Source organism: Sphingopyxis sp. 113P3, from assembly GCF_001278035.1.
Classification (GTDB): Bacteria; Pseudomonadota; Alphaproteobacteria; order Sphingomonadales; family Sphingomonadaceae; genus Sphingopyxis.
Window position 1 is genome coordinate 1,685,576 of sequence record NZ_CP009452.1, and the last position, 26,655, is coordinate 1,712,230.

The following is a 26,655-nucleotide window of genomic DNA, read 5'->3' on the forward strand; positions in this document are numbered from 1 at the left end:
CCGTTGTCTGAGCCAGTTTGGCGATAATTTCAACCGGCTGGCATGACAATCTTTGCGCCATTGATCGAAATCACAGCGGCGACTAGTTTCCGCGCTATAAGCGAGGCCTCAACAGGTCCAGGAGCGGCGCATGAGTCGATATCATTTCATTCCCGCCTGGGTGGCGATCGCAGCGCTGGCGGTCACACCTGCGCAGGCGCAATTTGGCGGCATTCTGCGCAAGGTTGCGACGCCAACGCCCAGTCCCGACAGCGGCGAGGACAATGGCGGCTGCCCCAAGGGCAAGAAGGGCAGCCGGGCCGGGCGGAATATCCTCGGCGGCGTCCTCAACGAAGCGATCGGGAGCGCGGCGAGCAAGGCCGGCGTCTACAGCTATGTTCCGATAGCCGAAGTCAGCGACACGCTCACCAACGCCATCGCCTGCAAGCTCGATCCCGCCGAGCAGGTCCAGGCGGCCAAGGCGACCGAAGAAGCGGTGCGCGGCGAGGAAGTCGGATCGACGGCTAGCTGGACGAGCGAAACGCGCGAGAATGTGAGCGGATCATCGACGATCATCGCGCGCAACGACGAGGCGGGCGGCCGCCAGTGCATCAACGTCACGGATTTCATCATCGTCGATGGCGAGGAAACGCGCGCAACCAAGCGCATGTGCCGCGAACCTGGCCAGCCGCGCTACACGCTGGCGCAGGCATGAAGCAGACAGCACGCATGGCATTGGGCCTGGCGGCGTTCGCGACGCTCGGCGCGACCCCGGGGAAGGATCCGGCCAATCCGACCTGTCCGCTGCATCCCAACTGGTCCACCAATCCGACGATGCTGCTCACCCCTGTTGAGCGCGGGGGCGTCAAGATCCTGCTCGCCGAAGGGCGCGTTGATCCTGGTTTGCCCGAGCGGCTGAAAGCCGCTCTCGCGGCCAACCCCGACGTGACCGAGATATGGCTGAGCTCCCCGGGCGGCGACGCCCGCGCGGGCAATGCAGCAGGCCGGGTCATCCGCTCGAACCTGGGTATCACGACCCGCATTCCATCAGGCTGGGCCTGTTTTAGCGCCTGCAATTTCGTCTTCATGGGCGGAATCCCGCGCTACGTTGATCCGGGCGGGTTGTTCATTGTCCATATGTTCACGCGCACCGGCGATCGCAGCACGATCGACATGAGTGTCGCAATGGGCACCGATGCAACCACCGAGCTCATCGGCGACGTTGAGCAGGATGCAGCGCTGCTCGCGAGCGAAGACAATGATTTCCTCATCAAGATGGGGGTATCGCGCAAGCTGCTGACCGATGTGATGTATCAGCAAAAGGCGGTAAAAGGCCGGGGTCCCGACCAGTCGACCCGGCGCTGCCTGACGCACGAAGAGGCATTGAAATACGGCGTCGACAGCAGCGACACGACCGGCGGCTGATGGCGCAGCGCAAGGTTGCAAAGTGCAACGCTTGGCGTAGACTGCCCGACCAGAATTGGGAGAGCCGCCAATGAACGACATGCCGCATCCGCGCGCGACCTTTCGCGCAATGACCGAGGGTACGCAGGAAGACTGGGACATCATCGCGGCCGAGCAGAAGGAATTTGCACCCCGAAACGGCGCGCGCATCCTCGAGCACCTGAAGCTACTTGCCGGCGACTACGGCGGCTTTCCCGTTGACCGGCTCACTCACTGCCTTCAAACCGCGACGCGCGCTCACCGCGACGGCCGCGACGAGGAATATGTCGTGATGGCGCTGCTACACGACATCGGCGATACGCTCGGCGCCTTCAATCACCCGGACATCGCCGCGGCGATCCTCAAGCCTTTCCTGTCGGAAGAGAACCACTGGATCGTCCAGCATCACGGCATCTTCCAGGGCCATTATTTCTTCCACTATATCGGCCTCGACCGCGACATGCGCGACCGGTTCCGCGACCATCCCTACGCGGCCGCCTGCGCCGAATTCTGCGAGAAATATGACCAGCCGGCCTTCGACCCCGATTATGACACGCTGCCGCTTGAATATTTCGAGCCGATGGTGATGCGCCTATGTTCCTATCCCAAGAACAGCATCTACAAGAAGGTGATGATCGCGGAAGCTGCCGAGTAGCGGGGCCGGACGAGATCTGGCCCCGCTAAAGCCGGCGTCGCCCGCACGCGGCCGACGCCGAATAGCGCCCGGAATTCGCGCCGGGGCCGGTTCGCTGAGCGCCTACTTCCCCTGGAAGGCGGTCTTGCGCTTCTCCTGGAAGGCAAGGATGCCTTCGGCTGCGTCGGCGCTGTTGCCCGCGACATATTGCCCCATCGCCTCGGCATCGAGGGTCGCGGCGTAGCTTTGCGAGAGGCCGTCGCGCAAAATGCGGCGCATCGTGCCAAGCGAAACGGTTGGCCCGTTCGCGAGGCGGGCCGCGAGCGCCTTCGCCTCGTCCAGCAATTCGGCGTCCTCGACGCATTTGTAGATGAGGCCCCATTCCGCCGCCTGCTCGGCGCCGATTTTCTCGCCGAGCATCATCATCTGCGTGGCGCGCGGCAGGCCGACGAGACGGGGCAGGAGCCACGACGAGCCTCCATCCGGGACGAGGCCGATATTGACGAAGGCCTGAAGAAAATAGGCGCTCTTGCCCGCGATCGTGAAATCGCCCGACAGGCCAAAGCTGCATCCGACGCCTGCGGCAGGACCATTGACCGCGACGACAACTGGAATGTCGAGATTCGAGAGGGCAAGGAGCATGGGGTTATAGTGATTGCGCAACGCCTTGCGGCTGTTGGCCCCGCCGCCGACGGCCGACGAGTTCCGGTCCCCTGCCAGATCCGCCCCCGAACAGAAACCGCGGCCTTCGCCCGTGATCAGGAGCGCGCGTGCGCCGAGTATCGGCAGATAATCTAGCGCGGCGCGAATATCGTCAGCCATCGCGGGCGGCATGGAGTTCAGACGCTCGGGACGGTTGAGCGTGATCATCGCGACATTGTCGGCGACTTCGAACTTGATCGTTTCAAAGCTGGGAACATCGGTCATGGGGAAGTATCCTCTCGCGGGTGCTTTACCTTTACGTTCACGTAAAGATGTGACGCATTTGCGAAGCGAGCGCAAGGGGGAAGGGCAGCTCCATCCCCCCGGATCGCTCGCGGCAAAGCGACTCTCCAGCCCGCGCATCTCAGTGAAATCCAGTTCAAAATACTCTGTCATGAGGAGAAAGGATTGCCGAGGCCGGGCCCGAGGGACTGCTACTCGAGCTCGCGCAGTGGCGCAAATCGCATGTCGCCCTCGGCGCGGTGCAGGATCACGCCGTCCTGGGTTTTTTCCACGCAGGCCCCGTTGAAATCCACGATACCCATGTCGTTGGGAATGATCGCGATGCGCAGGCGGCCACCGTCGCTTTCCGTGAGGTCGAACCGCCTCAGAGCAAGACCGTACATCGGCTCGCCTACCTCGACCCACCGGGGAATTCGCTTGTCCTCCTCGGGCATCGACCAGCCATAATATTGGGTATAGCCCTTGGCGGGGGCACCGCTGTCGAATCCGATGACGAAATCGATACCCGGCACGCCATCGTCATCGGGGCCCGTAACGAGCAAGGTCGGAACCTTGCCTTCCACCTCGATGAGCGGGCCTTTCTCGAACGCGGGAGGAACGGGTTTGGGTTCGGTGAACAGGCAGACCTGATCGCCTCTGGGTTCCCATCGCCCCTCGGCGCGTTCGTCGAGTGCTCCGACGGCAAGGCCATATTGAAAGCGGCCGTCCGCTCCAATGAGCAATCCGCCGGCGGCGTCCGGCCCTTCGGAAAGCCGGTACTCACCGATGAGCGGCGCTTCTTGTGCCGCGGCGGGCGCCGAGACGAGAAGAGAGGCAAGGAGGAGCGTTCGCATGGAGCCAGCATGCGCCCACCTGCAAGGGAGCGCCAGCCCCTTTCCACCTGCTGCCCCACCTGCTAGGCGCCCGCGCCATGTCCAAGCATCCCGACCGCCGAACCTTCGCCATCATCTCGCACCCTGACGCGGGCAAGACGACGCTCACCGAAAAGCTCCTCGTCGCGGGCGGCGCGATCCACATGGCGGGCGAGGTGAAAGCGCGCGGCGCGGCGCGGCGGGCTCGGTCGGACTGGATGAAGATCGAGCAGCAGCGCGGAATTTCGGTCACCTCGTCGGTGATGACCTTCGAGCATGAAGGCCTGGTCTTCAACCTGCTCGATACGCCGGGACACGAGGATTTCAGCGAGGATACCTACCGTACGCTGACCGCCGTCGACAGTGCGGTCATGGTCATCGACGCTGCGAAAGGCATCGAGCCTCAGACATTGAAACTGTTCGAGGTCTGCCGACTGCGCTCGGTCCCAATCATCACCTTCGTCAACAAGGTTGATCGCGAAGGACTGCCACCGTTCGAACTTCTCGACGAGGTTGCTGACCGCCTGGCGCTCGATGTTTGCCCCATGAACTGGCCCGCAGGCATGGGAGGTCAGTTCGAGGGTCTTTACGATCTTGTCGATCCCGCGATCATGAAGGCAGGCGGCGACGCCTCGCGCATGTATGAAGGCGAGCGGATCGGCGTCTCAGGGCTTGAAGACCCCGCGCTTGCGGCCAAGCTCAGCGCGGAGGCGCTTGCGCACCTTAAGGAAGAAACCGAACTCGCCTCGGCCTGTTATGCGCCATTCGATGTCGACGCCTACCGGAACGGCGACCTCACGCCGGTCTATTTCGGGTCGGCGCTCAAGGAATTTGGCGTCGTCGACCTTCTTACCGCGCTCGCGAAACATGCACCCGGGCCCCAGTCGCAGCCTGCAGAGCCCGCGCCTGTGCGTCCCGATGATGACACGGTCACCGGTTTCGTTTTCAAGGTGCAGGCGAACATGAACCCCGCGCACCGCGACCGCATTGCCTTCATGCGGCTGTGTTCGGGCAGGTTCGAGCGCGGAATGCGCCTCATGCAGGGGGGGACCGGCAAGGCGATAGCCATCAGCCGGCCGATGCTGTTCCTGGCCCAGGACCGCGAGATGGCTGAGGAAGCATTTCCCGGCGACATTATCGGCATTCCAAACCACGGCACGCTGCGCGTCGGGGACACGCTATCCGAGCGCACCGACATAACCATCACCGGCCTTCCCAATTTCGCCCCTGAGATCCTTCGCCGCGTCGCGCTGGTTGATCCGACCAAGACGAAGCAGCTTCGCAAAGCGCTGGACGACATGGCGGAGGAGGGGATCATCCAGGTCTTCTACCCCGAAATAGGGTCGAACATGATCGTCGGCGTCGTCGGCCAGCTGCAGCTCGACGTGCTGATCAGCCGTCTTGAGGCCGAATATAAGGTCGAAGCGCGGCTCGAGGCATCGCCTTGGGACACCGCACGCTGGATCGCGAGTGACGATCCGGTAGCGCTCAAGGCGTTCCAGGCCGATCACCGCGGCGCGAGCGCAGCCGATCGGGACGGCGCGCCCGTGTTCATGGCGAAGGATGCGTGGGAGGTCGGCTATGTCACCCAGCGACACCCCGCGATCCGCTTCACGGCGACCAAGGAGCGTCGGTTTTCCGCCGCGGGCTGAGTGTCACCCGGGTGCCTGCAGAGATGGCAAGCTAGATTAAGCTCAGCAGATCCGGGAGGCCTGCGGCCTCCTTCTCATCCTCTTCATCCTCAAATTTGCTCAGCGTCACCCCGAGCAGCCTGATGCCCTGTTCCGCTGGCAGGAGCGGGGCGAGAATCGTTTCGCCGACCGCAAGCAAGCTTGCGCCGTCACCGATCGGGTAGGGCACCGACTTTGCCCGTGTGATCGTCCGGAAGTCGGCGTAGCGAAGCTTGAGCGTCACCGTGCGGCCGCGTGCGTGCTTCCTGGCAGCGCGGTCCCACACTACGGTGCAGACGTGCGCAAGCGCCTCGCGGATCTCGGTTTCGCTCGCAAGATCGTTGAAGAAGGTTCGCTCGCCGCCCAGCGACTTCAACGGCCGGTTCGACCGTACCCGCCGATGGTCGATCCCGCGCGCGAGATTGTGGAGCCATTCAGCGCTATTCCCGAAATGCGCCGTGAGCCACGCCATGTCCTTTGCGGCAAGGTCGGCCCCCGAGAATATACCAAGCCCTTCCATCTTCGCCGCAGTTACGGGACCAATGCCGTGAAATCGCCGGATCGAGAGCGTCTGGACGAAGGCGGCGCCCTTGCCGGGCGGGATGACGGTGAGACCGTCGGGCTTTTTCTGATCGGACGCGAGCTTGGCGATGAACTTGTTGTAGGAAACGCCGGCCGATGCCGTGAGGCCGGTCTCTGCGCGAATGCGCCGACGGATCATCCGTGCCGTTGCCGTCGCGCTCCCGAGCCCCGCCTTGTCGCGGGTGACGTCGAGATAGGCCTCGTCGAGCGAAAGCGGTTCAACGTCGTCGGCGTAGTCACGAAAGATCGCGCGGATCTGGTGCGATATCTCGCGGTAGACCTCGAAGCGGGGCGGAACGAAGATCAGGTCGGGGCATTGGCGCCTTGCGGTCACGCTCGGCATTGCCGAGCGGACGCCGAACTTGCGCGCCTCATAAGACGCCGCCGCGACCACGCCGCGCCGTGAGGATCCCCCGACCGCGACAGGCTTGCCGCGCAGCGCCCTGTTATCGCGCTGCTCGACCGAGGCGTAGAATGCATCCATGTCGACATGGATGATCTTGCGGACCGGGAGGTCCGCCCCTTCATCGCCGCTGGCCTCGGTCTCGCTCACCAGCGCCGCCTATCATGTTGCCACGATGTTCTCAATCTTGTCGCAGTGTATACTTGACGCTCGCGCCGCAAACTGGCAATCGCCGCCAGCCTTGGAGATGCGGGTATAGCATAGTGGTAATGCTCTAGCCTTCCAAGCTAGCTAGGCGGGTTCGATTCCCGCTACCCGCTCCAGACCCGTACCCCGCGCAGATAGTCCCTCATGGTCGCCGCTGCCCTAAAGTCGCTCAAGCAGGCGCTCCACACTGCGATGACCGTCTCCGCGTTTCTTGCCAGCGATGTCGGCTTCGAGCGCATCACGTATCTTTGGCTCTTCCCCGTGAACGGGGGATGAGGGTGGATCAGACCCGATTGATGACGCCATTCCAACCGCAAAGAGCGAGCACGCGCAAGCGGTAGTTGTGAAAGTTGCGGAAGCCGAACGCGCGGCGCGAGATCATCTCCATCTTTGTGTGAAAGCCCTCGGTGATTCCATTGTTCCTGGAAAAGCGCCACATGCGGGCGACGGGCTCGAGCCAGCTGGTCAGGGTATCGGCGAGGGACTTGAGGGGGCTGGCGGCGAACTGATCGATCAGCCTGAGCAGGTCGGGGATAAGCTGGCTGGCCTTTTTGGCATTGAGGGATTTTTGCGTCAGCAGGAGGGCCATGTCCTGCTTGGCAGTGTAGAGGGCTTCGAGCACCGGATTGGCTTTCAGGTAGACGGCCAGCCTTTTGCGCTGTTCTTCGCTTAGCTTCCATCGATGGCGCCGCATCGAACTGAGCAGCCCGCGATTCTTTCGGCCCTCGGGATCGAAGCGCTTCCATCCTTCGAGGAAATGCTGGTTGAGCAGCCGAATGACATGGAAGCGATCGGCGACGATCTTCGCGTTCGGAAAATATTTGCGGGCGATTGCGCGATAGGTTTCCGACAGGTCCATCACGATGACCTTGACCTTGTCGCGCCCTGGCAACCTTCGCAAATAGCTTCGTAAACTGTCTTCCGAGCGTCCCGGGACGACATCGTGGACCTTGTGATTCTTCAGATCGACAAATGTCGTCGCATAGCCTCTCTTGCGCGAGAAAAAATGCTCGTCGATCCCCAGGACCTGCGGGCAGGGCCGACCGGACAGCTCCGAGACGCGCTGTTCGATGAAATGATGATACCAGCGCTCGATGGTTGCACTGCCGATCGCATGGGTGCTCGTCAACTGGCTTTGGCTGATGCCTCCGTGGTGACCGTCGAAGACCTCAAGACGGTACGTCTCCGTCGCGCGATAGCGCGGACGGATGCCCGAAAAGCGATGACGGAAATAGCGGCCGCAACCGGCACAATGATATTTGGGCACCGCAAGGTGCACGATCAGGATCTGGTTGCCTTGACGCGTGTGCTTGAGCTCGCGCTCATAAGTCGCCTTGATCCGCAGCCCCCCGTGGCCGCAATAAAGGCAAACAGGCCGCTTCGTTGGCCGCGCCCACACACGAATGTCGCGTCGCCGCTCGACACGGACAATCTCAACATCCGACAGCCCTAATATGCCGTCGATTCCCTGATCAGCCTTCTTCTTCATCAGACTTGTCCTTCCTATGACAAGTCTAACCCAATTTCCCTCATCCCCCGTTCACGAGGAAGAGCCTTGGCTTTCAGGTAGACGGCCAGCCTTTTGCGCTGTTCTTCGCTTAGCTTCCATCGATGGCGCCGCATCAAACTGAGCAGCCCGCGATTCTTTCGGCCCTCGGGATCGAAGCGCTTCCATCCTTCGAGGAAATGCTGGTTGAGCAGCCGAATGACATGGAAGCGATCGGCGACGATCTTCGCGTTCGGAAAATATTTGCGGGCGATTGCGCGATAGGTTTCCGACAGGTCCATCACGATGACCTTGACCTTGTCGCGCCCTGGCAACCTTCGCAAATAGCTTCGTAAACTGTCTTCCGAGCGTCCCGGGACGACATCGTAGACCTTGTGATTCTTCAGATCGACAAATGTCGTCGCATAGCCTCTCTTGCGCGAGAAAAAATGCTCGTCGATCCCCAGGACCTGCGGGCAGGGCCGACCGGACAGCTCCGAGACGCGCTGTTCGATGAAATGATGATACCAGCGCTCGATGGTTGCACTGCCGATCGCATGGGTGCTCGTCAACTGGCTTTGGCTGATGCCTCCGTGGTGACCGTCGAAGACCTCAAGACGGTACGTCTCCGTCGCGCGATAGCGCGGACGGATGCCCGAAAAGCGATGACGGAAATAGCGGCCGCAACCGGCACAATGATATTTGGGCACCGCAAGGTGCACGATCAGGATCTGGTTGCCTTGACGCGTGTGCTTGAGCTCGCGCTCATAAGTCGCCTTGATCCGCAGCCCCCCGTGGCCGCAATAAAGGCAAACAGGCCGCTTCGTTGGCCGCGCCCACACACGAATGTCGCGTCGCCGCTCGACACGGACAATCTCAACATCCGACAGCCCTAATATGCCGTCGATTCCCTGATCAGCCTTCTTCTTCATCAGACTTGTCCTTCCTATGACAAGTCTAACCCAATTTCCCTCATCCCCCGTTCACGAGGAAGAGCCGAAGGTAGCAGGTTCCCCCATCAGCTGGGCGCTTTTCGAGGCGATGCGGGTGAATATGTGGTTCATGCTGTCCTCCATCGATTCGCCGGCGGGGCAGGAAACCCGGCAAACCTCCGATCCGCTAACGCTGATGCCGCAACTTCGCTCCCGCAAGGCGACCGATCGCAACCTTCGTCGCCGCGTTCCGTTTCGTCGCAATGAACCAAATCAGGCACGATGGCGAAGGGCAGGGCAGGGGCCCTGCCACACCCGCCGAAGATATTGATTCTCGCGCCGCCGAACTTGCGCGTCTTCTGGCGGAGGGCGAACTCTCCTTCGCGACTGCGGAGAGCTGCACGGGCGGCCAGCTCGCAGCCGTCCTCGCGGGCGACGCAGTGCTCGGTCCCCATCTTGAACGCGGGTTCGTCGTTTATTCCGCTGATGCCAAATGCGAATTGCTCGGCGTTGATCGTGATGATGTGGAGCGATGCGAGGCAGTCAACTCGGATGTTGCAGCGGCGATGGCGAAAGGGGCACTTGAGAATAGCCGTGCCGATGTCGCGGTTGCCATCACCGGCTTTTGCGGCCCGCGCCAAGACGACGAAGAGGTTGGGCTTGTCCATTTGGCCTGTGCGGATCGCGCAGGACGGCTCGCCCAGCGCGAATGTCATTTTGGAGAGCTCGGACGGCGGCGGGTGCTCGATAGTGCGGTCGCCGCGGCGCTAGCGATGATGATCGATGCGGCCAATGACACCGCGAGGAACCGATAGGGCGTGCTCAAAAGGAAGGAACCCGTACAAATCGCCCGTAGCTTTGGGTTAAGCGCAGGGACGGGCGCAAGGCGGGGGCTCCAGGCGGCAATGCAGATGCCGAACTTTGCCATATGCCGCGCCGGGCACGCTCTTGCCGCGGACGATGAACGGCTCGAGCGTGCGAAGGGCGAATGATCCTTGAAAGCGAACGGAAGCTGATATCGCTACATCGTCACGGTTTGGGCCGGGGGCAGTCCGCCCTCTTTGGCCATCGCCATCAGCTCTTCCTTGCGCGCGAGGATCTGCTCGCCGAGCGCTTCCAGATCGGCGCCGGATGCGCGCGCCTGCTGGAACATGTTGTCGTGGCGCTTCTCCTCCTCGCGGACGTGGTGCGTGATCTCTTCCTTGAGGACGGTGACGCGCGCGTCGAAGAATTCATCATCCGGCGTACTGGCTTCGATCGCATTGATCAGAGTTTTCGCCCCGTCATGCTCGACAAAGGCCTCGTGGAAGAGATCGTCATCGATCTTGCCGCGCAGGGCAGGATAGAAAATATCTTCCTCGACTTGGGCATGAATCTTAAGTTCGGTGCAGATTTCACGGGCAAGGTTGGCCTTTCGGCTCGCGCTTGATGCGCTTTCGAAGTCTTCGCACAACCCCTCCACCTTGCGATGATCAGCGGCGAGGATGTGCGTGGCATCGGTATCGATCGTCGTCGGCATGAGATGGCGCTCCTTTTCGGATGAACGGTTCATCGACGCCGACCGGCGTCATACGGTTCCGTTACAGCTCTGCCGTCGCAGGGGATTTTTCGCTTTTCGCAACATGGGTTAGAAAAGGAGGGATTCGGGTGTTCGGCGGGCGGTCTCGGCGCAACTCCGGGACCTTCTGCCGCGTATTCGAAGGCTGAGTTGGTACTGGAACTGGAAGGCCCGTTATGAAGTATGACGTCGAAGACAGGTTTTTCCCGCACTATGCCGACGCAGAAGTCGGCCCAACGCTTTCTTCCTTGTCGTCCTCGCCCCCCGTCACGCGCCGGATTGCCCTTGTCGGTTGCTTCCGCCCCCGGCGCTGCGGAATTGCGACCTATACCGCTGACATCTTCGATCATCTGACGCGCGAGCATCCGGACATCGGGATCGATATCTATGCACTGCGCGCCAACCGGGCGGATCCGAGCGATGCCGATGTCACCTGCCTAATCGAGGCCGAGGATCCCGCCTCCTACCGCGCCGCGGCGAAGGCGATCAATCGAAGCGGCGTCGATGCCGTCTGGATTCAGCATGAGTTCGGGATATTCGGTGGACCAGCAGGCGCGATGCTCCTCGATCTTGTCGAGCGAATCGCCGCGCCGCTCATCGTCACCCTTCATACCGTGCTCGCCGCCCCGAGCGCCGAGCAGCGACGAATCATGGATGTGCTTATCGCGCGTGCCTCGCGCCTGATGGTGATGAGCGATTATGGACGCCAGGTCCTGATCGAGACTTATGGCGCGTCCCCGGACGCCGTCACGCTCATCGAACATGGGACCCCGGTCCGACCCTTTGCCGAGCGGTCACCGCTTCGTGCCGAGCTTGGCATCGGTGACCGGCCCATCCTCTCGACCTTCGGGTTGCTCGGGCCGGGGAAGGGGCTTGAAACTGCGATCCGCGCCTTGCCCGCGATTGTCGCACGTCATCCCGATATCTTGTATCGCATCGTCGGCGCGACCCACCCCAATCTGATCGCGGCTGAGGGCGAGGCGTACCGCGAAAGCCTTCAGGCGCTTGCCGAGGATCTGGGGGTTGGCGCCAATATCGGGTGGGACAATCGCTTTCTGGAGACCGAAGATCTTCTCGACCAGATCGAGCTATGCGACATCTATCTTGCCCCCTACCCCAATCTCGCTCAGGTGACCTCAGGCACGCTCTCCTATGCGGTGGCACTTGGCCGCGCCGTTATATCGACTCCCTTCGTTCACGCTCGCGAATTGCTCTCGAACGATGTGGGTCTCCTGGTGCCGCAAGGCGACAGCACGGCTATCGCCGATGCGGTTCTCGGGCTCCTTGAATCTGCCGACAAACGCCGCGCGATGCAACGCCGTGCCTATGAGCGCGGAAGACGCACCGCTTGGCCCCAGATCGTCGGCCAGTGCGCTGCGCTTCTTGACATGGCGATCACGGCGCCACCTCATATCTCCTCGACCCGGCGCACGGCCCCTTCGCTCTCCGGGGTTGCGGCCATGTGCGACGACGTCGGTATCCTGCAGCACGGGCGCGGTGTGGTGCCCGATCGAGACCACGGCTATTGCATTGACGACGTTGCCCGGGCGCTCATTCTCGTGAACAGTCTTGGCGGCCAGATCGCGCCTGAATGGGAAAGCCGGGCCGTACGCTTTGCCGCCTTCATCCAGCACGCATGGAACCCGGATGAGGGCGCTTTCAGAAATTTCATGTCCTATGATCGCCGCTGGCTCGAGGATCGCGGCTCCGACGACAGCAATGGACGCGCTATTTGGGCGCTCGGCCATTGTGCCGCGCACGCGCGTTCGAACGAGCTTGCTGGATGGGCGCGCGAGTGGTTCGACCGCTCGGCCCGCGCTGTCGCCGAGGTGCGCAGCCCGCGCACGGTTGCCTTCGCAATGCTCGGCGCGGCCGAAGTCCTTGGCCGTTTCCCGTCGGATGTGGCGGCAAGTGAAATATTGGGATGCGGCGCTGCATATCTTGAAAAGCTTCGCAGTCATGCCGCGCGAGACGACTGGGAATGGTTCGAGCCGACACTGGCCTATGACAATGCGCGCATGTGCGAGGCGCTGCTCCGCGCTGGTACCATTCTCAAGGTTGCTGCGTGGCAGGAGGCCGGCCTCGAAACGCTGGGCTGGCTGTGCGAGCAGCAGACGGCGTCTACGGGCTGCTTTCGCCCGGTGGGCTCGGAGGGCTTTGGCCGGTCCCACGACCTGCTGCCCTTTGATCAGCAACCGCTCGAGGCCTGGGCAACGATTGCTGCGTGCGGCGCTGCCTTTCTTGCAAGCCACGACGAGCGCTGGCGCCGCTATGCCGAGGCGGCGTGGTCCTGGTTTTTCGGAGCCAATGACCGCGGCGAAGCGCTGGCGAGCACGGAGACCGGTCGCTGTCATGACGGGTTGACGCCTCGGGGCATCAATCGGAATGTGGGCGCTGAATCCACACTGGCGTTTCACCTTGCCTACCAGGCGATGGACGCCCTAATCTGGTCGCGGGGGGCCAGGAAGGACGTCGAATTCGTTCATGCTGATTTGCAGACCTGATCATTCGCCGCTGCGCATTCTTCGGGAAAAGCTGAACGCGGACCCCGCGCGCGTCGTCTTGCGTCCGTTCCACCTCGCCTGGCAGGCGAGCGTGTCCGAGCCCTCGCGCGCGGCGCAACTCGTCGAGGACATATTGCAGCTTGACGATGATCAGGCGGAGGCCGAGCTCGACCTCGTCTGGAAGGATTTTTCAGAACGCCACTGGCAGATCGGCCGAATTTTTGACGAGCGCTTTGCCGAGATTGCCGAAGATGTGAATCTTGCTGAAGGATCGGTCTCGCCCATCAAGAAGCGGCTGATCGGCGCCTATTTCTGCCACGAATACAGCTATGCCGCCGCGGCGCTGATGAACCCGAGCGTGGTGCCGCACCCAGACCAGACCGGGCTCGACCCCGACCAGCAGCGCTTCGTGATGTCGTTACGCGCGGTTGGGGAAGGGCATATCAGTTCGGTTGCCTTTCGCGAGGGAATTATCGGGCCCGGGGGCGACTTTCGGCTTTGGCCGCAGTCGGGACCGGCCATGGCGGGCGTCGTCGACGACCGCCATCATATGGGGCCTGAGGGGGCGGTGACGGTGCATCGCCAGCCCGACAGCGCGATCTCGAACAGCGTGCTGTTTCCGGTGACCGAGGCGCAGCGCAACGGGCTCGAGGACCTGCGCCTCGTCCAGTTCACTCATGACGATGGCGGGTGCGAATATATCGGAACTTACACCGCCTATTCAGGGCGCGAGATTCGCTCAGAGATGCTGCGGACGAGCGATTTCACGCGCTTCTGCCTCGAACCGCTCACGGGACGTGCTGCCCGCAACAAGGGCATGGCGCTATTCCCCAGAAAGATCGGGGGCCGCTACCTGATGGTCGGGCGGCAAGACGGCAAGAATGTCACGCTGCTTGCGTCGGACACGCTGAACAGCTGGGACGACGAAGGCACGATGCTCCTGCGCCCCGCCTTTCCATGGGAATTCGTCCAGATGGGTAATTGCGGTAGCCCGATCGAATGCGACGAAGGCTGGATAATGCTTACGCACGGTGTCGGTGCGATGCGCAAATACAGCCTTGGTGCGGCGCTGCTTGACCGGGACGATCCGTCGAAGGTGATCGGGCGCACCGCCTGCCCGATTCTTTCTGCGGCCGAAAGCGACCGCGAGGGATATGTCCCCAATGTGGTCTATACCTGCGGGGCAATGCGCGTGGGCCGCGAGCTGTTCATTCCCTATGGCATTTCGGACAGTGCGATCGGGTTTGCGGTCACCGGGATCGACGATCTGCTGAGCCTGATGATCTGACGCGTCAGCCTGTCTGCTGACCGCGGTGGAGGTAAATGTCCGAATAGCTGGAGATGCCGCGCAGCACGTCGAGATCGCCGATGGCAAGCCGCCGGCCTTGACGCACGATGCCCCCTGCGCTCTCCAGCGACCTCAGCGTCCGATTGATGTGGACCGGCGTCAGGCCGAGAAGGTCGGCGAGCTGTTCCTGGGTGACCGGCACGTCGACCCGATCCGGTGGCTCCGCCATGGTGACGTGCAGGCGATAGACGAGTTCGCAAAGGAAGTGCGCGAGGCGGGACAGCGCGTTGCGCCGGCCGATGTTGAGAAGCCATTCGCGTCCGATCGACGCCTCGATCAATATGTCGACGAGGAGTGCGCGGGCGATGGTCGCTCGGGCCCTTACCAGTTCCTCAAGGGCCCTTATGGGCACGATGGCAAGGTCTGCGACGGTCAGCGTCTGAAGATTGTGGTCTGCAACCCGCAGAAACAGCGACTGCAGGTCGAGCGCATCACCGGGCATCTTGAGCGCCACGATCTGGCGTCCCCCATCGGCGGCGAACTTGTGCCGATAGGCAAAGCCTGAAAGGAGCAGTGGGCAGATATCGGCGTGCTCGCCTTCGCGAAGAATATAATCGCCCGCGTCGAGGCGTCGGGCAGTGTAGGGTAGCAGGCGCAGCGCCTGCTGATCGTCAGGCCCGAGTGCGCTGTGGCTCAGGAGCTTGCGGACGAATATGTCCAGCCCCCCGCTCGCGGATGGGGCGTTTGCAAGATCGGGTGTGAGCGCAAGCCTGTCTGGACGCACAGCAACTCCTTTCGCCCGGGGAACGCCGCCGCCCGCCTTTTCGTTGCACGCCGCCGTGCAACACGGCTCGGGCTCGCGCGTTGGACCGGCGAGGGGGCTCAAGGAGCAAACTGATGTCCGATACAGTTCCGCGCGGCCCATTGGGTGATGCCCGACCCGACACGCCGCATGCCGATACGCGCGGCGATGGTCCGCAGCCACCCGAGAAGGTCGAGGACCGTGAGAATGTCAGCACGGCCCGACCGGAAGACTATCCCAGGAAGGCGCGCGACGACGGTGATGTTACGGGCGCGGCCAATCGAGGCCGCCGGCGCAGCGAAGGGAGCGGGGAAGTTAGCGGAAGCGGCGCCGGCGCAGGAGGTGGCGGTAATCCTGAAGAGTTTGATTCCGACGCACAGGGGGGCGGGGGCGGAAAAAGCCTTCGTACCGATCATGGTCCGAAAGTCGGCGCAGATGCTCCTCAGGGGGGAAGCCGCTGACTGCCCCAGCCGGCTGAAAGGGAGGGCGGCGCGCTGGCAAGGTTACGGCCGCTCGAACCCGATCATGCTTCGCGCTCTCGCCGCGGTTCAACGCGCATCAGCGATACCGCCGTCCGGCGGGGCTGGCTCAGCATGTAATGAACCGCGACCGCGATATCTTCAGCGCGGAGCATCCGGTCTTCTCCTATGAGTTTCTTCTGCCTTCGCGGAGGATACTCCGGGTATTGAAAGTCGGCGCCGGTAAAGCCGGGCTCGATGAGGCCGACCTTGATATCCTGCTCGGCGAGTTCTTTCCGAAAAGCAGGAACGAAACCCTCTATTCCCGCTTTCGCGGCAACATAAAGAGAACTTCCAGGCGGCGTCGATACCGCGGACATCGAACCGATGAGGATGATGTCGCTGCCTGCGTGCATTCGGCGAGCAGCTTCCTGCGCGCAAATGAGATATGCGGTGAAATCGGTCGCGATCTGGTAGCGCGCCTCGCTTTCGCCTGCGTCGGCGAGTGCGTCGGCAGGGATCGCTGCATTGATGACGGCGATGTCGATCTCCTTCAGAAACCGCACCGCCGCCTCGAAGAACCGATCGACATCATCCGGGATCGAAAGATCGAGAGCGATACCACCTCCTTCGCCGACCTCGGCAATACGCTGCAGGGCGTCTTCAAGGTGCTCAGGGGTCCGGCCGCAGATGAAAACCTTGACGCCATAACTGGCGAGCAGCACCGCGATCGCCCGGCCGATACCGGTCGTGCCCCCAGTGACGATCGCCGATCGGCCCTTCAGATCCGGCAACAAGGTGTGAGCGTCATTTTCGTCGATCATAAGCGTCTCGCTGAAGCGTGTCGTTCAGTCCATCGACCCCCATCGAGGTCGCAGCGTTCCAAGACGTTCACGCTCAGGTCTGTCTTATTTTGGATTTCGCAACCTGGATCAATGCAACGCTCCTTTGCCCAGCTGGGCGAGAGCGGTCTCATGCGCCGCTTCCAGGCCGTTCAACAGGGGCGGCGCACGCTATAATTTGGATTAAGTTCCCCAAAACATAAATATTTTAGGCCCGGGAACTTCTCCATTCTCTTGGCGTCGGTGTCCTATCAAGCAAGGGAGACGAACATGATCCATCCGCGCATGGCAGGGCTGGCCGCCGTCATTCTCCTCGCCGGCTGCAACAGCCCCGATACCACAACCCCGACCGAAACCGCCGATGGGGCGGTTCCCGGCGAGGTCAGTCCACCGGTCACGACCGGCGCCGCGACCACCGACCCACAGGTCTTCGCCAACCGAATGGCCGCGAGCGACAAGTTCGAAATCGATTCCGCCAAGGTGGCGCAAGACAAGGCGAAGTCAAAGGAACTGCGCGATTTCGCTGCCAAGATGATATCGGATCACACCGCCTCGAGCGCAAAGCTGAAGACCGCTGCCACCGCCGAGGGATTGACGCTTGCGGTCAATCCGACGTCGCAGCAGGGAACCGATCTGGCGGCTCTTCGCGCGGCTGGCGACAATTTCGACAGCCTCTATCTTGAGCAGCAACTGAAAGCCCATGAGGCCGCATTGGCGGAGCTGCGTGGCTTTGGCCAGACCGGAACCCAGGGAGCACTTCGCGACTTTGCAACCTCGACCGCGCCCGTGGTCGACGGGCACCTCAAGATGCTTCGTGAGATAAAGCTCCCCGCAGACGGTTCGGCCCCGGCCCGCTGATACGGGCTTCGGTCGCAGGACTCTCGGCAAGGCTTTGGGGCCAGCGCTCGTTGTCCCCATCCCCCCGAGTGCGGGTCGGAATCGCGATGAGAGGAGTGGCCGCGATAACATGGGTCAAGGACTCGCGGAGCTTCAGGGTTCAATCTGATGGTCAGAAATAGGGTTCGCCTTGCATGCCATTTCGTGAAATTCTGAACAGGCTGATGACGCCCGGGGAGCGGGTGTTATGGGAGGCATGTCTTGCGCGAAACGCGCGCGATTATCGCAAAGGCGAAGATATGGTGCGCGAGGGTGAGCATCCGCGCGTGCTTCATGTCGTCCTGTCTGGCTGGGTACAGAAATACAAGGAGCTTCCCGATGGGCGCCGCCAGATTCTCGCCATCTACATGCCAGGGCAGCTTTGCGATCTGGATTTGTTTACGGTCGCGCGCTCCGACCATTCGCTCGCCGCGGTGCGCGCCGCGAGCGTGGCGGAAATTTCGCGTCCCGACGCCTGCGCCCTGCTGCGCCGCTGTCCGAATATCACACAGATATTCTGCTGGAGCGAACTTGTCGCGGCGGCTGTTCAGCGCGAATGGATGATAAGTCTCGGACAGCGAAACGCACTCGAGCGGGTCGCGCATCTGCTTTCCGAGATCTACGTGCGCCAGCGTGGAACGCCCGATCCCGATGATGGCGAGTGCGATTTCTTTCTCACCCAGTGGCAGATTGCCGAAGCAACCGGGCTGACCCAGGTGCATGTCAACCGGACCGTACAGGAGCTTCGGCGGCGATGCGGGGTTGAACTTGGTCAACTGCGCTTGCGCGTTCCTGATTTTGCGGGGCTCAGCACAATTGCCGCGTTCAATCCCAATTATCTTCACTTCGGCGAGGCCGGTGCCGGGGTTGACCGTGTCGCGCCGCTGTTCGATACCTCGGATTTGCCGGTGTTCGCAGGCTTTCCCGCCGACCGCGACAGCGCTGCCCCGCTTGGACTTTTGTCCTGATCGCCAACTTCTCCGTTTTCGCGGCGATAAAGCGAAGGCGCAAATGGCGCCGCGCCGCTAGCGCGTGAGCTGCGCGCTCGTCTGCGCCCATTCGGCAAGCGGACCTTGCCGTTTGATGGATTTGAGACACACGACCGACGCCAGCCGATGAACGCCCGGAAGTTTCGAAAGATCGTGCCGCAGCAGTTCATCAAGATGGTGCACGGATCGCGCATAAACCTTGAGCATATAGTCGCTGTCGCCCGCGGTGGTGTGGCACTCGACGACCGCAGGATGCGCAAGGACTGCGGCCTCGAATTCAAGATGCGCGTCGAGATTTATCCGCACCTCGACGAAGCTTTGGACTTCGAGCCCCAGCGCGAAAGGGTCGAGGGAAGCGGAGTAGCCATCAATAACCCCCAGCTTTTCAAGATTGCGAACCCGCGACCAGCAGGGGGATTTGGACAGGCCCACCCTTTCGCCAAGGTCGGCGAAGGACGCTCGCCCGTCTTCTTCGAGCGCGGCAATGATTTTCCAGTCGAGCCTGTCCATGTCGTTGCCACCAATCTGTTCCGCCGCGCCCGCCATCAAAGCCTTATTTCTCGTAGACTGCCGCATGTGCGAAGAACGATAGCCTCAATCTCGCACATTTTGAAGGACGATTCCCGGGTGGCGCGCATCAACGGGTCCTCAATTGCGGACAATGTTTTTCAACGCCTGCCTTATCGTTTGGCCGTTGGGAGATACAGGTGACGGCAAGGCACATCTATGACGCGCCGCCGGAAGGGGCGGCCGCCGACTGGACGATTGACCAGAAGTGGACGGCCTTCACGGCCAGGCAGCATGAAACGTGGCAGACCCTTTTTCATCAGCAAAGCGCCGCACTCGCGCGCTACGCCTGCCGTGATTTCCTGAAGGGCCTAGATCTGCTTGGGCAGATCTCGCGGGGGATACCCGATTTTGCTGACCTCAACCGCCGTCTTGGGTCCGCAACCGGATGGGAGGTCGTCGCGGTGCCCGGCTGGATTCCGAACCGGCCATTTTTCGAGCATCTTGCGAACCGGCGCTTTCCTGCCGCCAATTTCCTCAGGCCTCCCGAGCAGATCGGCTACAGCGAAGAGCCCGATATGTTCCACGACATATTCGGCCATGTCCCCATGCTCATCAATCCTGCGTTTTCGGAGTTTCTCGTCGCCTATGGAGAGGCGGGACTGCGCGCAGAAAGGCTGGGCGCTGCCGATTTCCTTGGGCGCCTCTGGCTTTACACGACCGAGTTCGGGTTGGTTGTCGAAGAGGGCGAGCTGCGCGCGTTCGGAGGCGGACTCTTGTCGAGCTATGCCGAGTGCCTGGCTGCCTTGACCTCGCCCGCGCCGCGCCGCGTCTGGCTCGATATCGAGCGCGTGATGCGGACCCAGTATCATTTCGACCGATTCCAGCACATCTATTTCGTGGTCGAAGGTTTCGATCACTTGCTCCGCGCAACCGAGGAAGCGGATTTTTCAAGTATTTACAGAAAAATATCTGGCGAACCTTCGCTTCAGCCGGAAGATGGCTTTCGCGGCGACCGGGTCTATGATGGGCCTCTCCAGCCGGCCCTGCCGGGACCGGCCTGCATGAAGCGGAAGGCGCGGCGATGATCAGGCGGACGAAGGACGGCCATACCGACATCTTCGAGACCGAGATCGAGGGCGAGACCATCCAGTGGGACAATGGCCTCACCTACGCGCGTCACATACAGACGGAGCAGCTTCTCTCGGCCCAGGTGCCCGTGTCGGACAAGCCTGATGAAATGCTCTTCATTATCATGCATCAGACGATGGAGCTGTGGATCAAGCTGGTGCTCCACGAGGTCCGGCTGGTCGCGGACGCGATCCGCGCCGACGAACTAGAGCGGGCAGGCAAGGGGCTCGACCGGATCGCAACGATCCAGCGTCACATGATCCACAGCTGGGAGGTGCTCGCGACGCTCACCCCGCATGACTTCCTTACCTTTCGCGGTTTCCTGCGCCGCGCCTCGGGGTTCCAGTCGCAGCAGTATCGGGAGCTCGAATATCGGCTTGGCAACAAACGCGGCGAGATGATGGTCGTGCACAAGGATGATGCGGCTGCGATGGAGCGGCTCCGCGCAGCCTTCGAAGCGCCCTCGCTTTATGACGAGCTTCTCAGGCTGCTCGCCCGGCGCGGGTTTGCCATTCCACCCGGCCATCTGGAGCGCGACTGGACGCAGCCTTATGAACCTTCGGAGGCGGTGGAGAAGGCGTGGCTCGCGATCTACGCCGACGTCGAGCGTTACTGGGACCTCTATACGCTCGCGGAGAAGATCACCGCGCTGGAATATTATTTCCAGGAATGGCGCTTCAAGCACATGAAGACCGTTGCGCGGGTCATCGGTCACAAACCCGGCACGGGTGGTTCGTCGGGAGTCAATTATCTCGTCAAGGCGCTCAGCCTCAGCTTCTTTCCCGAACTCTGGTCGATGCGCACCGAGATGGTCGCGCCGCGCGAAGGCGGAGACTATGCGGCGGAAGGTCCCGCATGAGCAGGTTGTGGGACATTTCGCAGCCGCTTCACCCGGACCTGCCCGTGTGGCCTGGCGAGCCGCCCGTTACGATCGAGCGCCATGCGGTGATCGGCGAGGGCTGTCCGGTCAATGTGGGCGCGATCTCGGCGCCGCTTCACGCTGGAACGCATGGCGATGCGCCGTTCCACTATGCCGATGACGGCGCGTCATCGGCCGAGTGTGACCTTGAGCCCTATATCGGTCCGTGCGTGCTGCTCGATGTGCGTCATGCGCAAGGCCGGGTCGAGGTCGGCGATATCGACTGGGACGCACTTCAAGGCGCAACCCGCGTCTTGCTTCGGACCTACGAGCATTTCCCCCATGAGGCCTGGGATAGCGATTTCACCGCCGTCGCCAGCGAGGTGATCACGCGGATGGGGGCATTGGGAGTGCGCCTGATTGGCACCGATGCCGCCTCGCTCGATCCTGAACAATCGAAGACGCTCGACGCGCATCACGCGGTCAAGGTTGCCGACATGCGCATATTGGAGGGGCTCGTTCTCGATGACGTGCCCCCCGGACGTTACGAGCTCATCGCGCTGCCGCTCCGCATCGTGGGCGCTGACGCGAGCCCGGTGCGTGCCGTTCTGAAAGAGGCTGCATGACGGATGCGCTTTTGACCGACGTGGCAAAGCTCGACGCCGCCGATCCGCTCGCGGGATTTCGGGACCGCTTTCTTCTGCGCGACGGGCTCATCTATCTCGACGGCAATTCGCTCGGCGCCCTGCCCCGGTCGACCGCGAGCCGGCTCGCCCGCGTCGTGGCGGAGGAATGGGGGGAGGGGCTGATCACGTCGTGGCTCGGCGCGGACTGGTCGAAGGCGCCGCAGCGGATCGGCGACAAGATCGCACGTCTGCTCGGGGCGGCGCCAGGCGAGATTATCGCCACCGACTCGACGTCGGTGAATATTTTCAAGGTGCTGACCGCAGCGCTGTCGCTGCGCCCAGGGCGCAGCAAGCTGCTTTCCGAGGCAGGCAACTTTCCCACCGACCTTTACATGATGCAAGGCGTCGAGAGCTTCTCTGGCGGGCGGGTGAGGGCAGTGGTGGCCGAGCCCGACGCCGTCGTCGAGACGCTCGATGAGGATGTTGCGGCGCTGCTCCTGACCCAGGTTCACTACAAGTCGGGACGCATCCGCGACATGGCAGACGTCACGCGTAAGGCCCACGATGCCGGCGCGCTCGTCATCTGGGACTTGAGCCACAGTGCCGGGGCGATTCCGGTCGACCTCAATGGCGCGCGCGCCGATTTCGCAATCGGCTGCGGCTATAAGTTTCTTAACGGCGGACCCGGGGCGCCCGCCTATCTGTTTGCCGCGGCGCGGCATCAGGCGGCGACACCCGTGCTTTCGGGCTGGTTCGGCCATGCACGGCCCTTCGCGTTCGAGGAGGTTTACGAGCCCGCGCCGGGCATCGAGCGATTTCTCTGCGGCACGCCGCCGGTGCTGGGGCTCGCCGCGCTGGAGGCGGGGGTCGAGCTGATGCTCGAGGCCGATATGGCTGAATTGCGCCGCAAGTCCCTGGCGCTCGCGGACCTGTTCATGGAGCGCATGGAACCGCTCTGCGCTCGCTACGGCTTTACGCTGGTGAGCGAGCGCGAACCGGCGCTGCGCGGCAGTCAGGTCGCCTATGCCCATCCCAAGGGCTACCAGATCGTCCAGGCGCTCAAGCAATGCGACGTCATTGCGGATTTTCGCGCGCCCGATGTGCTGCGCTTCGGGCTGACGCCGCTGTACCTGCGCTACCGCGACATCGTCGAGACGGTCGAACGGCTCGAAAAGGTCTGCGCGACCGAGGCGTGGGCCAGGGCCGAATATCAAGTGCGCGCGGCGGTGACATGAGCGAGCCCTCCACGCCTTTCCTGCCCACGTCGAGAGTAGCGGCGGTACAGGCGGCGCCGGTTTTCCTCGATCCGGCCGCGACAGTCGACAAGGCCTGCTCGCTGATCGCAGAGGCGGCGGGACGCGGCGCGAAGCTTGTTGCCTTTCCCGAGGTGTTCGTCGCGGCCTACCCCTATTGGAACTGGCTCATGACGCCGATCGAGGGAGCCGAATGGCACGAACGCCTCTACCATTCTGCAATCCTCGCGGAAGGGCCCGAGGTCGCGGCGCTCTGCGCGGCAGCGCGCGATCACGATTGCACGGTGGTCATCGGGGTGAATGAGCGCGATCCCTTCAGCATCGGCACCGTCTACAACACGAATCTCGTCATTGGCGCCGATGGCAGCCTTCTCGGGCGCCATCGCAAGCTCGTTCCCACCTGGGCCGAGAAACTGAGCTGGGCGGGCGGCGATGGCAGCTCGATCCGCGTCTACGATACGCCCGTCGGGCGCCTCGGGACGCTTGCCTGCGGCGAGAACACCAATACGCTCGCACGCTTCGCGCTGTTGTCCCAGGGCGAGCTCGTGCATGTCGCCAATTACATCGCGCTGCCTGTGGCACCTGCTTCCTATGATATGGCCGAGGCGATCCGCATTCGCGCGACCGCGCACAGTTTCGAGGGCAAGATCTTCACCATCGTCGCCTGTTCGGCGGTGAGCGAGGAAATCATCGCAGCGATGTCGGAGGGGCGAGCCGGCAACCGCGAACTGCTTTCGCGCCCGAACAGCGCCTTTTCGGGCATTATCGGCCCCAACGGCCATGTGATCGGCGAGGCACTGATCGATGATGAAGGCATCGTCTATGCCGACATCGACCTTGGCGAGTGCGTCCGGCCCAAGCTGATGCACGACATCATCGGCGGCTATAATCGCTTCGACATCTTCAACCTGACCGTCGACCGCACGCCCCGCGCGTCGGCATATTTTAACGATGAGATCCCATCTCCTGGTTCCGATGAGGAGACGCCGTCATGACAACCAAGGCGATCATCGATCCCCGTGATGATGTCCTCGGGCGATCGCGCGTCACCGATACCCCTGAGCTTGAGATATTCTATGGCGAGCTTGCGAAGCGAAATGCTGGCGCATTTTGGAAACGGGCCAATGCAATCGAGCCGTGGGAACCCGAGACGCGCTATCGCCCGACGCTGTGGCGCTACGCCGATAGGCGCGCAATGTGTCTGCGCGCGATCGAATTGGTAAAGGCCGAAGAAGCGGGCCGACGCGTCGTCACCCTCCTCAACGACAGCGATGCGGGGCGGGAGCATACGGCGGTGTGCGGCTGGCTGTTCAGCGGCATGCAGGCGATGCGACCGGGTGAGATTACCCCCGCGCACAAGCACACCGCCTCCGCGCACCGCTTCATCATGGAAGGGAAGGGCGCCTATACCGTCGTCGATGGCCACCCGATCACGCTTGGTGCCAATGATTATGTCTTGACCCCCAATGGCTGCTGGCACGATCATGGGGTCGATGCCGAAGGGGAGGTGTCGATCTGGCAGGACGGGCTCGACATTCCGCTGATGAACTGCCTCGAGACCAATTTCTATGCGGTTTATGATGCGCCCGTACAGGCCGCCACCTTTCCCGTGAACGACCTGCCGCAAAGCTATGGCGGCGCGGGGCTCCGGCCCGAAGGCATTGCGGCGTGGGACAAGCCCTATTCGCCGGTGATGGTCTATCGATGGGACGCCGTGCGCGACGCGCTGCGCAATCTTGCAGACGTTTCCGAAGGATCTCCCTTCGATGGCCATATGATGCGCTATGCAAACCCGTTGACTGGCGGCTGGGCCCTTCAGACAATGGGCGCTCATATGCAGAGGCTTCCAGGGGGTTTTTGCGGCAAGGCGCATCGTCATACAGGCAATGTCGTCTATAATGTTGCCGGCGGACACGGCTATTCGCTCATTGGCGGCCAGCGATTCGACTGGCAGAGGCACGATATCTTCTGCGTGCCAGCGTGGACGTGGCACGAGCATGTCAACCTCGACCCTGTCGACGAGGCATTCCTTTTCTCCTTCAACGACTTTCCCGTGATGGAGGCGCTTGGCGTCCGGATCGAGGAGGTTTTCGCGGATAATGACGGACATCAGATATGCGCTTTGTGACGTATCGCACACTCGAGACCGAACCGCGCCTCGGCCTTCTTCACGCCGGGCTGGTGATTGATGTCGAATATTTCGGCGCGGCGATCGGTCATGACCTCCCCTCGACGATGCTCGAGTTCATCGATCTGGGTCCGGTTGCCCTGCGCCTCCTCGAGGAGGCCTTGGCTAACGCCTCAAGCGGGGACCTCGTCGGCACCTCGCTTCCTGAAGGCAATGTCACGCTCCTCGCGCCGATCCCGCGACCGCGCAAGAACATCTTCGGCATCGGTCTCAATTACACCGAACATGTGGCTGAGGCGGCCCGCAGCCTCGACACGTCGAGCGAACTGCCGCAGCAACCGGTGATCTTCTCCAAGCCGCCCACCGCGGTCGCTGCGTGGAATGACCCGATCGGGCACAATGCCAGAGTGACAAGGCAGCTCGACTGGGAGACCGAGCTTGCCGTCGTCATCGGCCAGACGGCGCGCCGCGTCGCTGAGGCGCGCGCGCTCGATCACGTCTTTGGCTATACCGTCATCAACGATGTCTCGGCGCGCGATTGCCGCCGCGCCGGCCAGTGGATCGTGTCGAAGGGGCAGGACAGTTTTGCACCGATGGGACCCTGCATCGTCACCGCGGCCGAAATCGGCGATCCCCAGGATCTTACTATCAGGACACGCGTCAATGGCGTCGAAAAGCAGAACGGCAACACGCGCTTCATGCTCTTCAACGTCGCGCAACTGATAGCCGACATATCGAGCGTGATGACGCTTGAACCCGGTGACATCATCGCAACTGGCACTCCTGCCGGCGTCGGCGCCGGTCGCGACCCGCAGGAGTTTCTGTGGCCAGGCGACGTCGTCGAATGCGAGATCGAGAAAATCGGCACGTTGCGCAACCCGATCGTCGCTGTCTGAGCGCGCTCGCTTGCCCCCATATGAACGGGACGCGGCTTTTGCGACAATTTGCGACAATTTTTGCTCTCAGCGGCAAGAGGCTGGGACAAATGAGCCCTAGAAGCTCTTCATCGGGACCCCGGTTCTCCCCCTTCCCGCGAGGGTCCCCTGACAGGAGTTCGTGACGTGAAGAAGATGACGATTTTGACATTGGGTGCAGCGCTGATCGCCGTACCTGCGCTGGCCGCCCCGGGCGAGCGCGGCATGGGCGATGCCGACGGCAACGGCGTGCTGACCCGCGCCGAGGCGCAGACGGCTGCTGCGAACATGTTCGCCAAGCTGGACATCAACAAGGATGGCAAGCTTGACGCAGCCGACCGCGCAGCGCGCCAGGCCGCGATGCAGGCGAAGCGCTTCGCCGCGCTCGACGCCAATTCGGATGGCAGCATCAGCAAGGCCGAGTGGGACCAGCATAATTCAAACCGTGAGGCCAAGCGTGCCGAATGGAAGGAAAAGCGCAGCGCCAGGGCCGGTGAGGCCGGCGAAGGCAAGCATGCGATGCGCGGCCTGCGCGGCAAGCGGGGCGGGCATCACGGCATGCGAGGCCATCAGGGCATGATGATGAAGGCCGACACGAACGGCGATAAGGCGATCAGCCAGGCCGAGTTCGAGGCCGCTGCGCTCGCGCGCTTTGACCGGCTCGATACAAACAAGGACGGCCAGGTGACGGCCGAAGAGCGCCAGGCCCAGCGCGCGGCATGGAAGGCGAAACGGGGGCAGCGCGCCGCCGCCTCGGCCTCCGAATAATTTGGCAGGGTCCGGCGGTT

At 62.4% G+C, this 26,655-nt stretch carries 29 protein-coding genes and 1 tRNA gene; 21 read left to right on the forward strand and 9 right to left on the reverse strand.

The window, feature by feature from the left end:
* Positions 1–130: 130 nt before the first annotated feature.
* The 3 genes from LH20_RS08085 to LH20_RS08095 all read left to right on the forward strand — a co-directional run bounded on the left by LH20_RS08085 (position 131) and on the right by LH20_RS08095 (position 2,077).
* A complete protein-coding gene (locus tag LH20_RS08085; RefSeq protein ID WP_053553769.1) occupies positions 131–694 on the forward strand; it encodes a hypothetical protein in 564 nt (187 codons plus the stop codon).
* Entirely contained in the window at positions 691–1,404 is a 714-nt protein-coding gene (locus LH20_RS08090; protein ID WP_053553770.1) for a hypothetical protein, read from the forward strand. The genes LH20_RS08085 and LH20_RS08090 overlap by 4 nt, the downstream gene beginning before the upstream one ends.
* Positions 1,405–1,474: 70 nt before the next feature.
* Complete coding sequence (locus LH20_RS08095) at positions 1,475–2,077, forward strand: HD domain-containing protein (RefSeq protein WP_053553771.1); 603 nt, start codon at positions 1,475–1,477, stop codon at positions 2,075–2,077.
* A gap of 102 nt (positions 2,078–2,179) precedes the next feature.
* Here LH20_RS08095 and LH20_RS08100 read toward each other — a convergent pair whose 3' ends face one another.
* Entirely contained in the window at positions 2,180–2,983 is an 804-nt protein-coding gene (locus LH20_RS08100) for an enoyl-CoA hydratase-related protein (RefSeq protein WP_053553772.1), read from the reverse strand.
* A gap of 209 nt (positions 2,984–3,192) precedes the next feature.
* Positions 3,193–3,834 (reverse strand): hypothetical protein, encoded by a 642-nt coding sequence (locus tag LH20_RS08105; protein WP_053553773.1) that lies wholly within the window; start codon positions 3,832–3,834, stop codon positions 3,193–3,195.
* A 77-nt stretch (positions 3,835–3,911) separates the two neighbouring features.
* Here LH20_RS08105 and LH20_RS08110 point away from each other — a divergent pair, with 77 nt between their 5' ends.
* On the forward strand, positions 3,912–5,504 hold the full coding sequence (locus LH20_RS08110; protein ID WP_053553774.1) for a peptide chain release factor 3: 1,593 nt from the start codon (positions 3,912–3,914) through the stop codon (positions 5,502–5,504).
* 31 nt (positions 5,505–5,535) lie between these two features.
* On the opposite strand, the gene dinB is transcribed toward LH20_RS08110, so the two are convergent.
* Entirely contained in the window at positions 5,536–6,657 is a 1,122-nt protein-coding gene (gene dinB, locus LH20_RS08115) for a DNA polymerase IV (protein ID WP_053553775.1), read from the reverse strand.
* A gap of 99 nt (positions 6,658–6,756) precedes the next feature.
* Between dinB and LH20_RS08120 the strand changes: the two genes are divergently transcribed.
* Positions 6,757–6,830 (forward strand) — tRNA-Gly (locus tag LH20_RS08120).
* A gap of 28 nt (positions 6,831–6,858) precedes the next feature.
* Positions 6,859–6,990, forward strand: a complete 132-nt coding sequence (locus LH20_RS24190; RefSeq protein WP_268796103.1) for a hypothetical protein — start codon at positions 6,859–6,861, stop codon at positions 6,988–6,990.
* Between the two features lie 7 nt (positions 6,991–6,997).
* On the opposite strand, the gene LH20_RS08125 is transcribed toward LH20_RS24190, so the two are convergent.
* Together LH20_RS08125 and LH20_RS08130 are read right to left on the reverse strand one after the other, a co-directional pair.
* Positions 6,998–8,203, reverse strand: a complete 1,206-nt coding sequence (locus tag LH20_RS08125; protein WP_083455278.1) for an ISL3 family transposase — start codon at positions 8,201–8,203, stop codon at positions 6,998–7,000.
* 14 nt (positions 8,204–8,217) lie between these two features.
* Positions 8,218–9,132, reverse strand: coding sequence for a transposase (locus LH20_RS08130; protein WP_083455351.1), 915 nt, complete (start codon positions 9,130–9,132; stop codon positions 8,218–8,220).
* Positions 9,133–9,395: 263 nt separating this feature from the next.
* Between LH20_RS08130 and LH20_RS08135 the strand changes: the two genes are divergently transcribed.
* Together LH20_RS08135 and LH20_RS24400 are read left to right on the forward strand one after the other, a co-directional pair.
* Positions 9,396–9,947: a CinA family protein gene (locus tag LH20_RS08135; RefSeq protein WP_053553776.1), complete on the forward strand. Its 552-nt coding sequence runs from the start codon at positions 9,396–9,398 to the stop codon at positions 9,945–9,947.
* Between the two features lie 3 nt (positions 9,948–9,950).
* Complete coding sequence (locus LH20_RS24400; protein ID WP_083455352.1) at positions 9,951–10,124, forward strand: DUF3175 domain-containing protein; 174 nt, start codon at positions 9,951–9,953, stop codon at positions 10,122–10,124.
* Between the two features lie 29 nt (positions 10,125–10,153).
* On the opposite strand, the gene LH20_RS08140 is transcribed toward LH20_RS24400, so the two are convergent.
* Positions 10,154–10,684: a hemerythrin domain-containing protein gene (locus tag LH20_RS08140; RefSeq protein ID WP_235527152.1), complete on the reverse strand. Its 531-nt coding sequence runs from the start codon at positions 10,682–10,684 to the stop codon at positions 10,154–10,156.
* Positions 10,685–10,866: 182 nt separating this feature from the next.
* Between LH20_RS08140 and LH20_RS08145 the strand changes: the two genes are divergently transcribed.
* Together LH20_RS08145 and LH20_RS08150 are read left to right on the forward strand one after the other, a co-directional pair.
* The gene (locus LH20_RS08145) at positions 10,867–13,194 is read left to right on the forward strand and encodes a glycosyltransferase family 4 protein (RefSeq protein ID WP_083455353.1); all 2,328 of its coding nucleotides are present in this window, start codon (positions 10,867–10,869) and stop codon (positions 13,192–13,194) included.
* Entirely contained in the window at positions 13,175–14,482 is a 1,308-nt protein-coding gene (locus LH20_RS08150; protein ID WP_053553777.1) for a glycoside hydrolase family 130 protein, read from the forward strand. The genes LH20_RS08145 and LH20_RS08150 overlap by 20 nt, the downstream gene beginning before the upstream one ends.
* A gap of 4 nt (positions 14,483–14,486) precedes the next feature.
* Here LH20_RS08150 and LH20_RS08155 read toward each other — a convergent pair whose 3' ends face one another.
* Positions 14,487–15,266 (reverse strand): Crp/Fnr family transcriptional regulator, encoded by a 780-nt coding sequence (locus tag LH20_RS08155; RefSeq protein WP_053553778.1) that lies wholly within the window; start codon positions 15,264–15,266, stop codon positions 14,487–14,489.
* Between the two features lie 113 nt (positions 15,267–15,379).
* On the opposite strand from LH20_RS08155, the gene LH20_RS23290 reads away from it, so the two are divergent.
* Positions 15,380–15,745 (forward strand): hypothetical protein, encoded by a 366-nt coding sequence (locus LH20_RS23290; protein ID WP_144423549.1) that lies wholly within the window; start codon positions 15,380–15,382, stop codon positions 15,743–15,745.
* A gap of 62 nt (positions 15,746–15,807) precedes the next feature.
* On the opposite strand, the gene LH20_RS08165 is transcribed toward LH20_RS23290, so the two are convergent.
* On the reverse strand, positions 15,808–16,566 hold the full coding sequence (locus LH20_RS08165; protein WP_053553780.1) for an SDR family oxidoreductase: 759 nt from the start codon (positions 16,564–16,566) through the stop codon (positions 15,808–15,810).
* Between the two features lie 288 nt (positions 16,567–16,854).
* Between LH20_RS08165 and LH20_RS08170 the strand changes: the two genes are divergently transcribed.
* Entirely contained in the window at positions 16,855–17,442 is a 588-nt protein-coding gene (locus LH20_RS08170) for a DUF4142 domain-containing protein (protein ID WP_053553781.1), read from the forward strand.
* A 173-nt stretch (positions 17,443–17,615) separates the two neighbouring features.
* A complete protein-coding gene (locus tag LH20_RS08175; protein ID WP_053553782.1) occupies positions 17,616–18,428 on the forward strand; it encodes a Crp/Fnr family transcriptional regulator in 813 nt (270 codons plus the stop codon).
* Between the two features lie 57 nt (positions 18,429–18,485).
* Here the strand turns inward: LH20_RS08175 and LH20_RS08180 are convergent, their stop codons facing one another.
* Complete coding sequence (locus tag LH20_RS08180; RefSeq protein ID WP_235527153.1) at positions 18,486–18,995, reverse strand: Lrp/AsnC family transcriptional regulator; 510 nt, start codon at positions 18,993–18,995, stop codon at positions 18,486–18,488.
* 161 nt (positions 18,996–19,156) lie between these two features.
* On the opposite strand from LH20_RS08180, the gene phhA reads away from it, so the two are divergent.
* The 8 genes from phhA (at position 19,157) to LH20_RS08220 (ending at position 26,635) form a co-directional block, all read left to right on the forward strand.
* Complete coding sequence (gene phhA / locus LH20_RS08185) at positions 19,157–20,044, forward strand: phenylalanine 4-monooxygenase (RefSeq protein ID WP_053553783.1); 888 nt, start codon at positions 19,157–19,159, stop codon at positions 20,042–20,044.
* Complete coding sequence (locus LH20_RS08190) at positions 20,041–20,946, forward strand: tryptophan 2,3-dioxygenase (protein WP_053553784.1); 906 nt, start codon at positions 20,041–20,043, stop codon at positions 20,944–20,946. The genes phhA and LH20_RS08190 overlap by 4 nt, the downstream gene beginning before the upstream one ends.
* Entirely contained in the window at positions 20,943–21,572 is a 630-nt protein-coding gene (gene kynB / locus LH20_RS08195) for an arylformamidase (RefSeq protein WP_053553785.1), read from the forward strand. Before LH20_RS08190 ends, kynB begins: the two co-directional genes overlap by 4 nt.
* Entirely contained in the window at positions 21,569–22,807 is a 1,239-nt protein-coding gene (gene kynU / locus LH20_RS08200; protein WP_053553786.1) for a kynureninase, read from the forward strand. The genes kynB and kynU overlap by 4 nt, the downstream gene beginning before the upstream one ends.
* Positions 22,804–23,820, forward strand: a complete 1,017-nt coding sequence (locus tag LH20_RS08205; RefSeq protein ID WP_053553787.1) for a carbon-nitrogen hydrolase family protein — start codon at positions 22,804–22,806, stop codon at positions 23,818–23,820. Before kynU ends, LH20_RS08205 begins: the two co-directional genes overlap by 4 nt.
* Entirely contained in the window at positions 23,817–24,953 is a 1,137-nt protein-coding gene (locus LH20_RS08210) for a cupin domain-containing protein (RefSeq protein ID WP_053553788.1), read from the forward strand. Before LH20_RS08205 ends, LH20_RS08210 begins: the two co-directional genes overlap by 4 nt.
* Entirely contained in the window at positions 24,941–25,849 is a 909-nt protein-coding gene (locus LH20_RS08215; protein WP_053553789.1) for a fumarylacetoacetate hydrolase family protein, read from the forward strand. The genes LH20_RS08210 and LH20_RS08215 overlap by 13 nt, the downstream gene beginning before the upstream one ends.
* A gap of 174 nt (positions 25,850–26,023) precedes the next feature.
* The gene (locus tag LH20_RS08220) at positions 26,024–26,635 is read left to right on the forward strand and encodes an EF-hand domain-containing protein (protein WP_053556170.1); all 612 of its coding nucleotides are present in this window, start codon (positions 26,024–26,026) and stop codon (positions 26,633–26,635) included.
* Positions 26,636–26,655 lie beyond the last annotated feature (20 nt).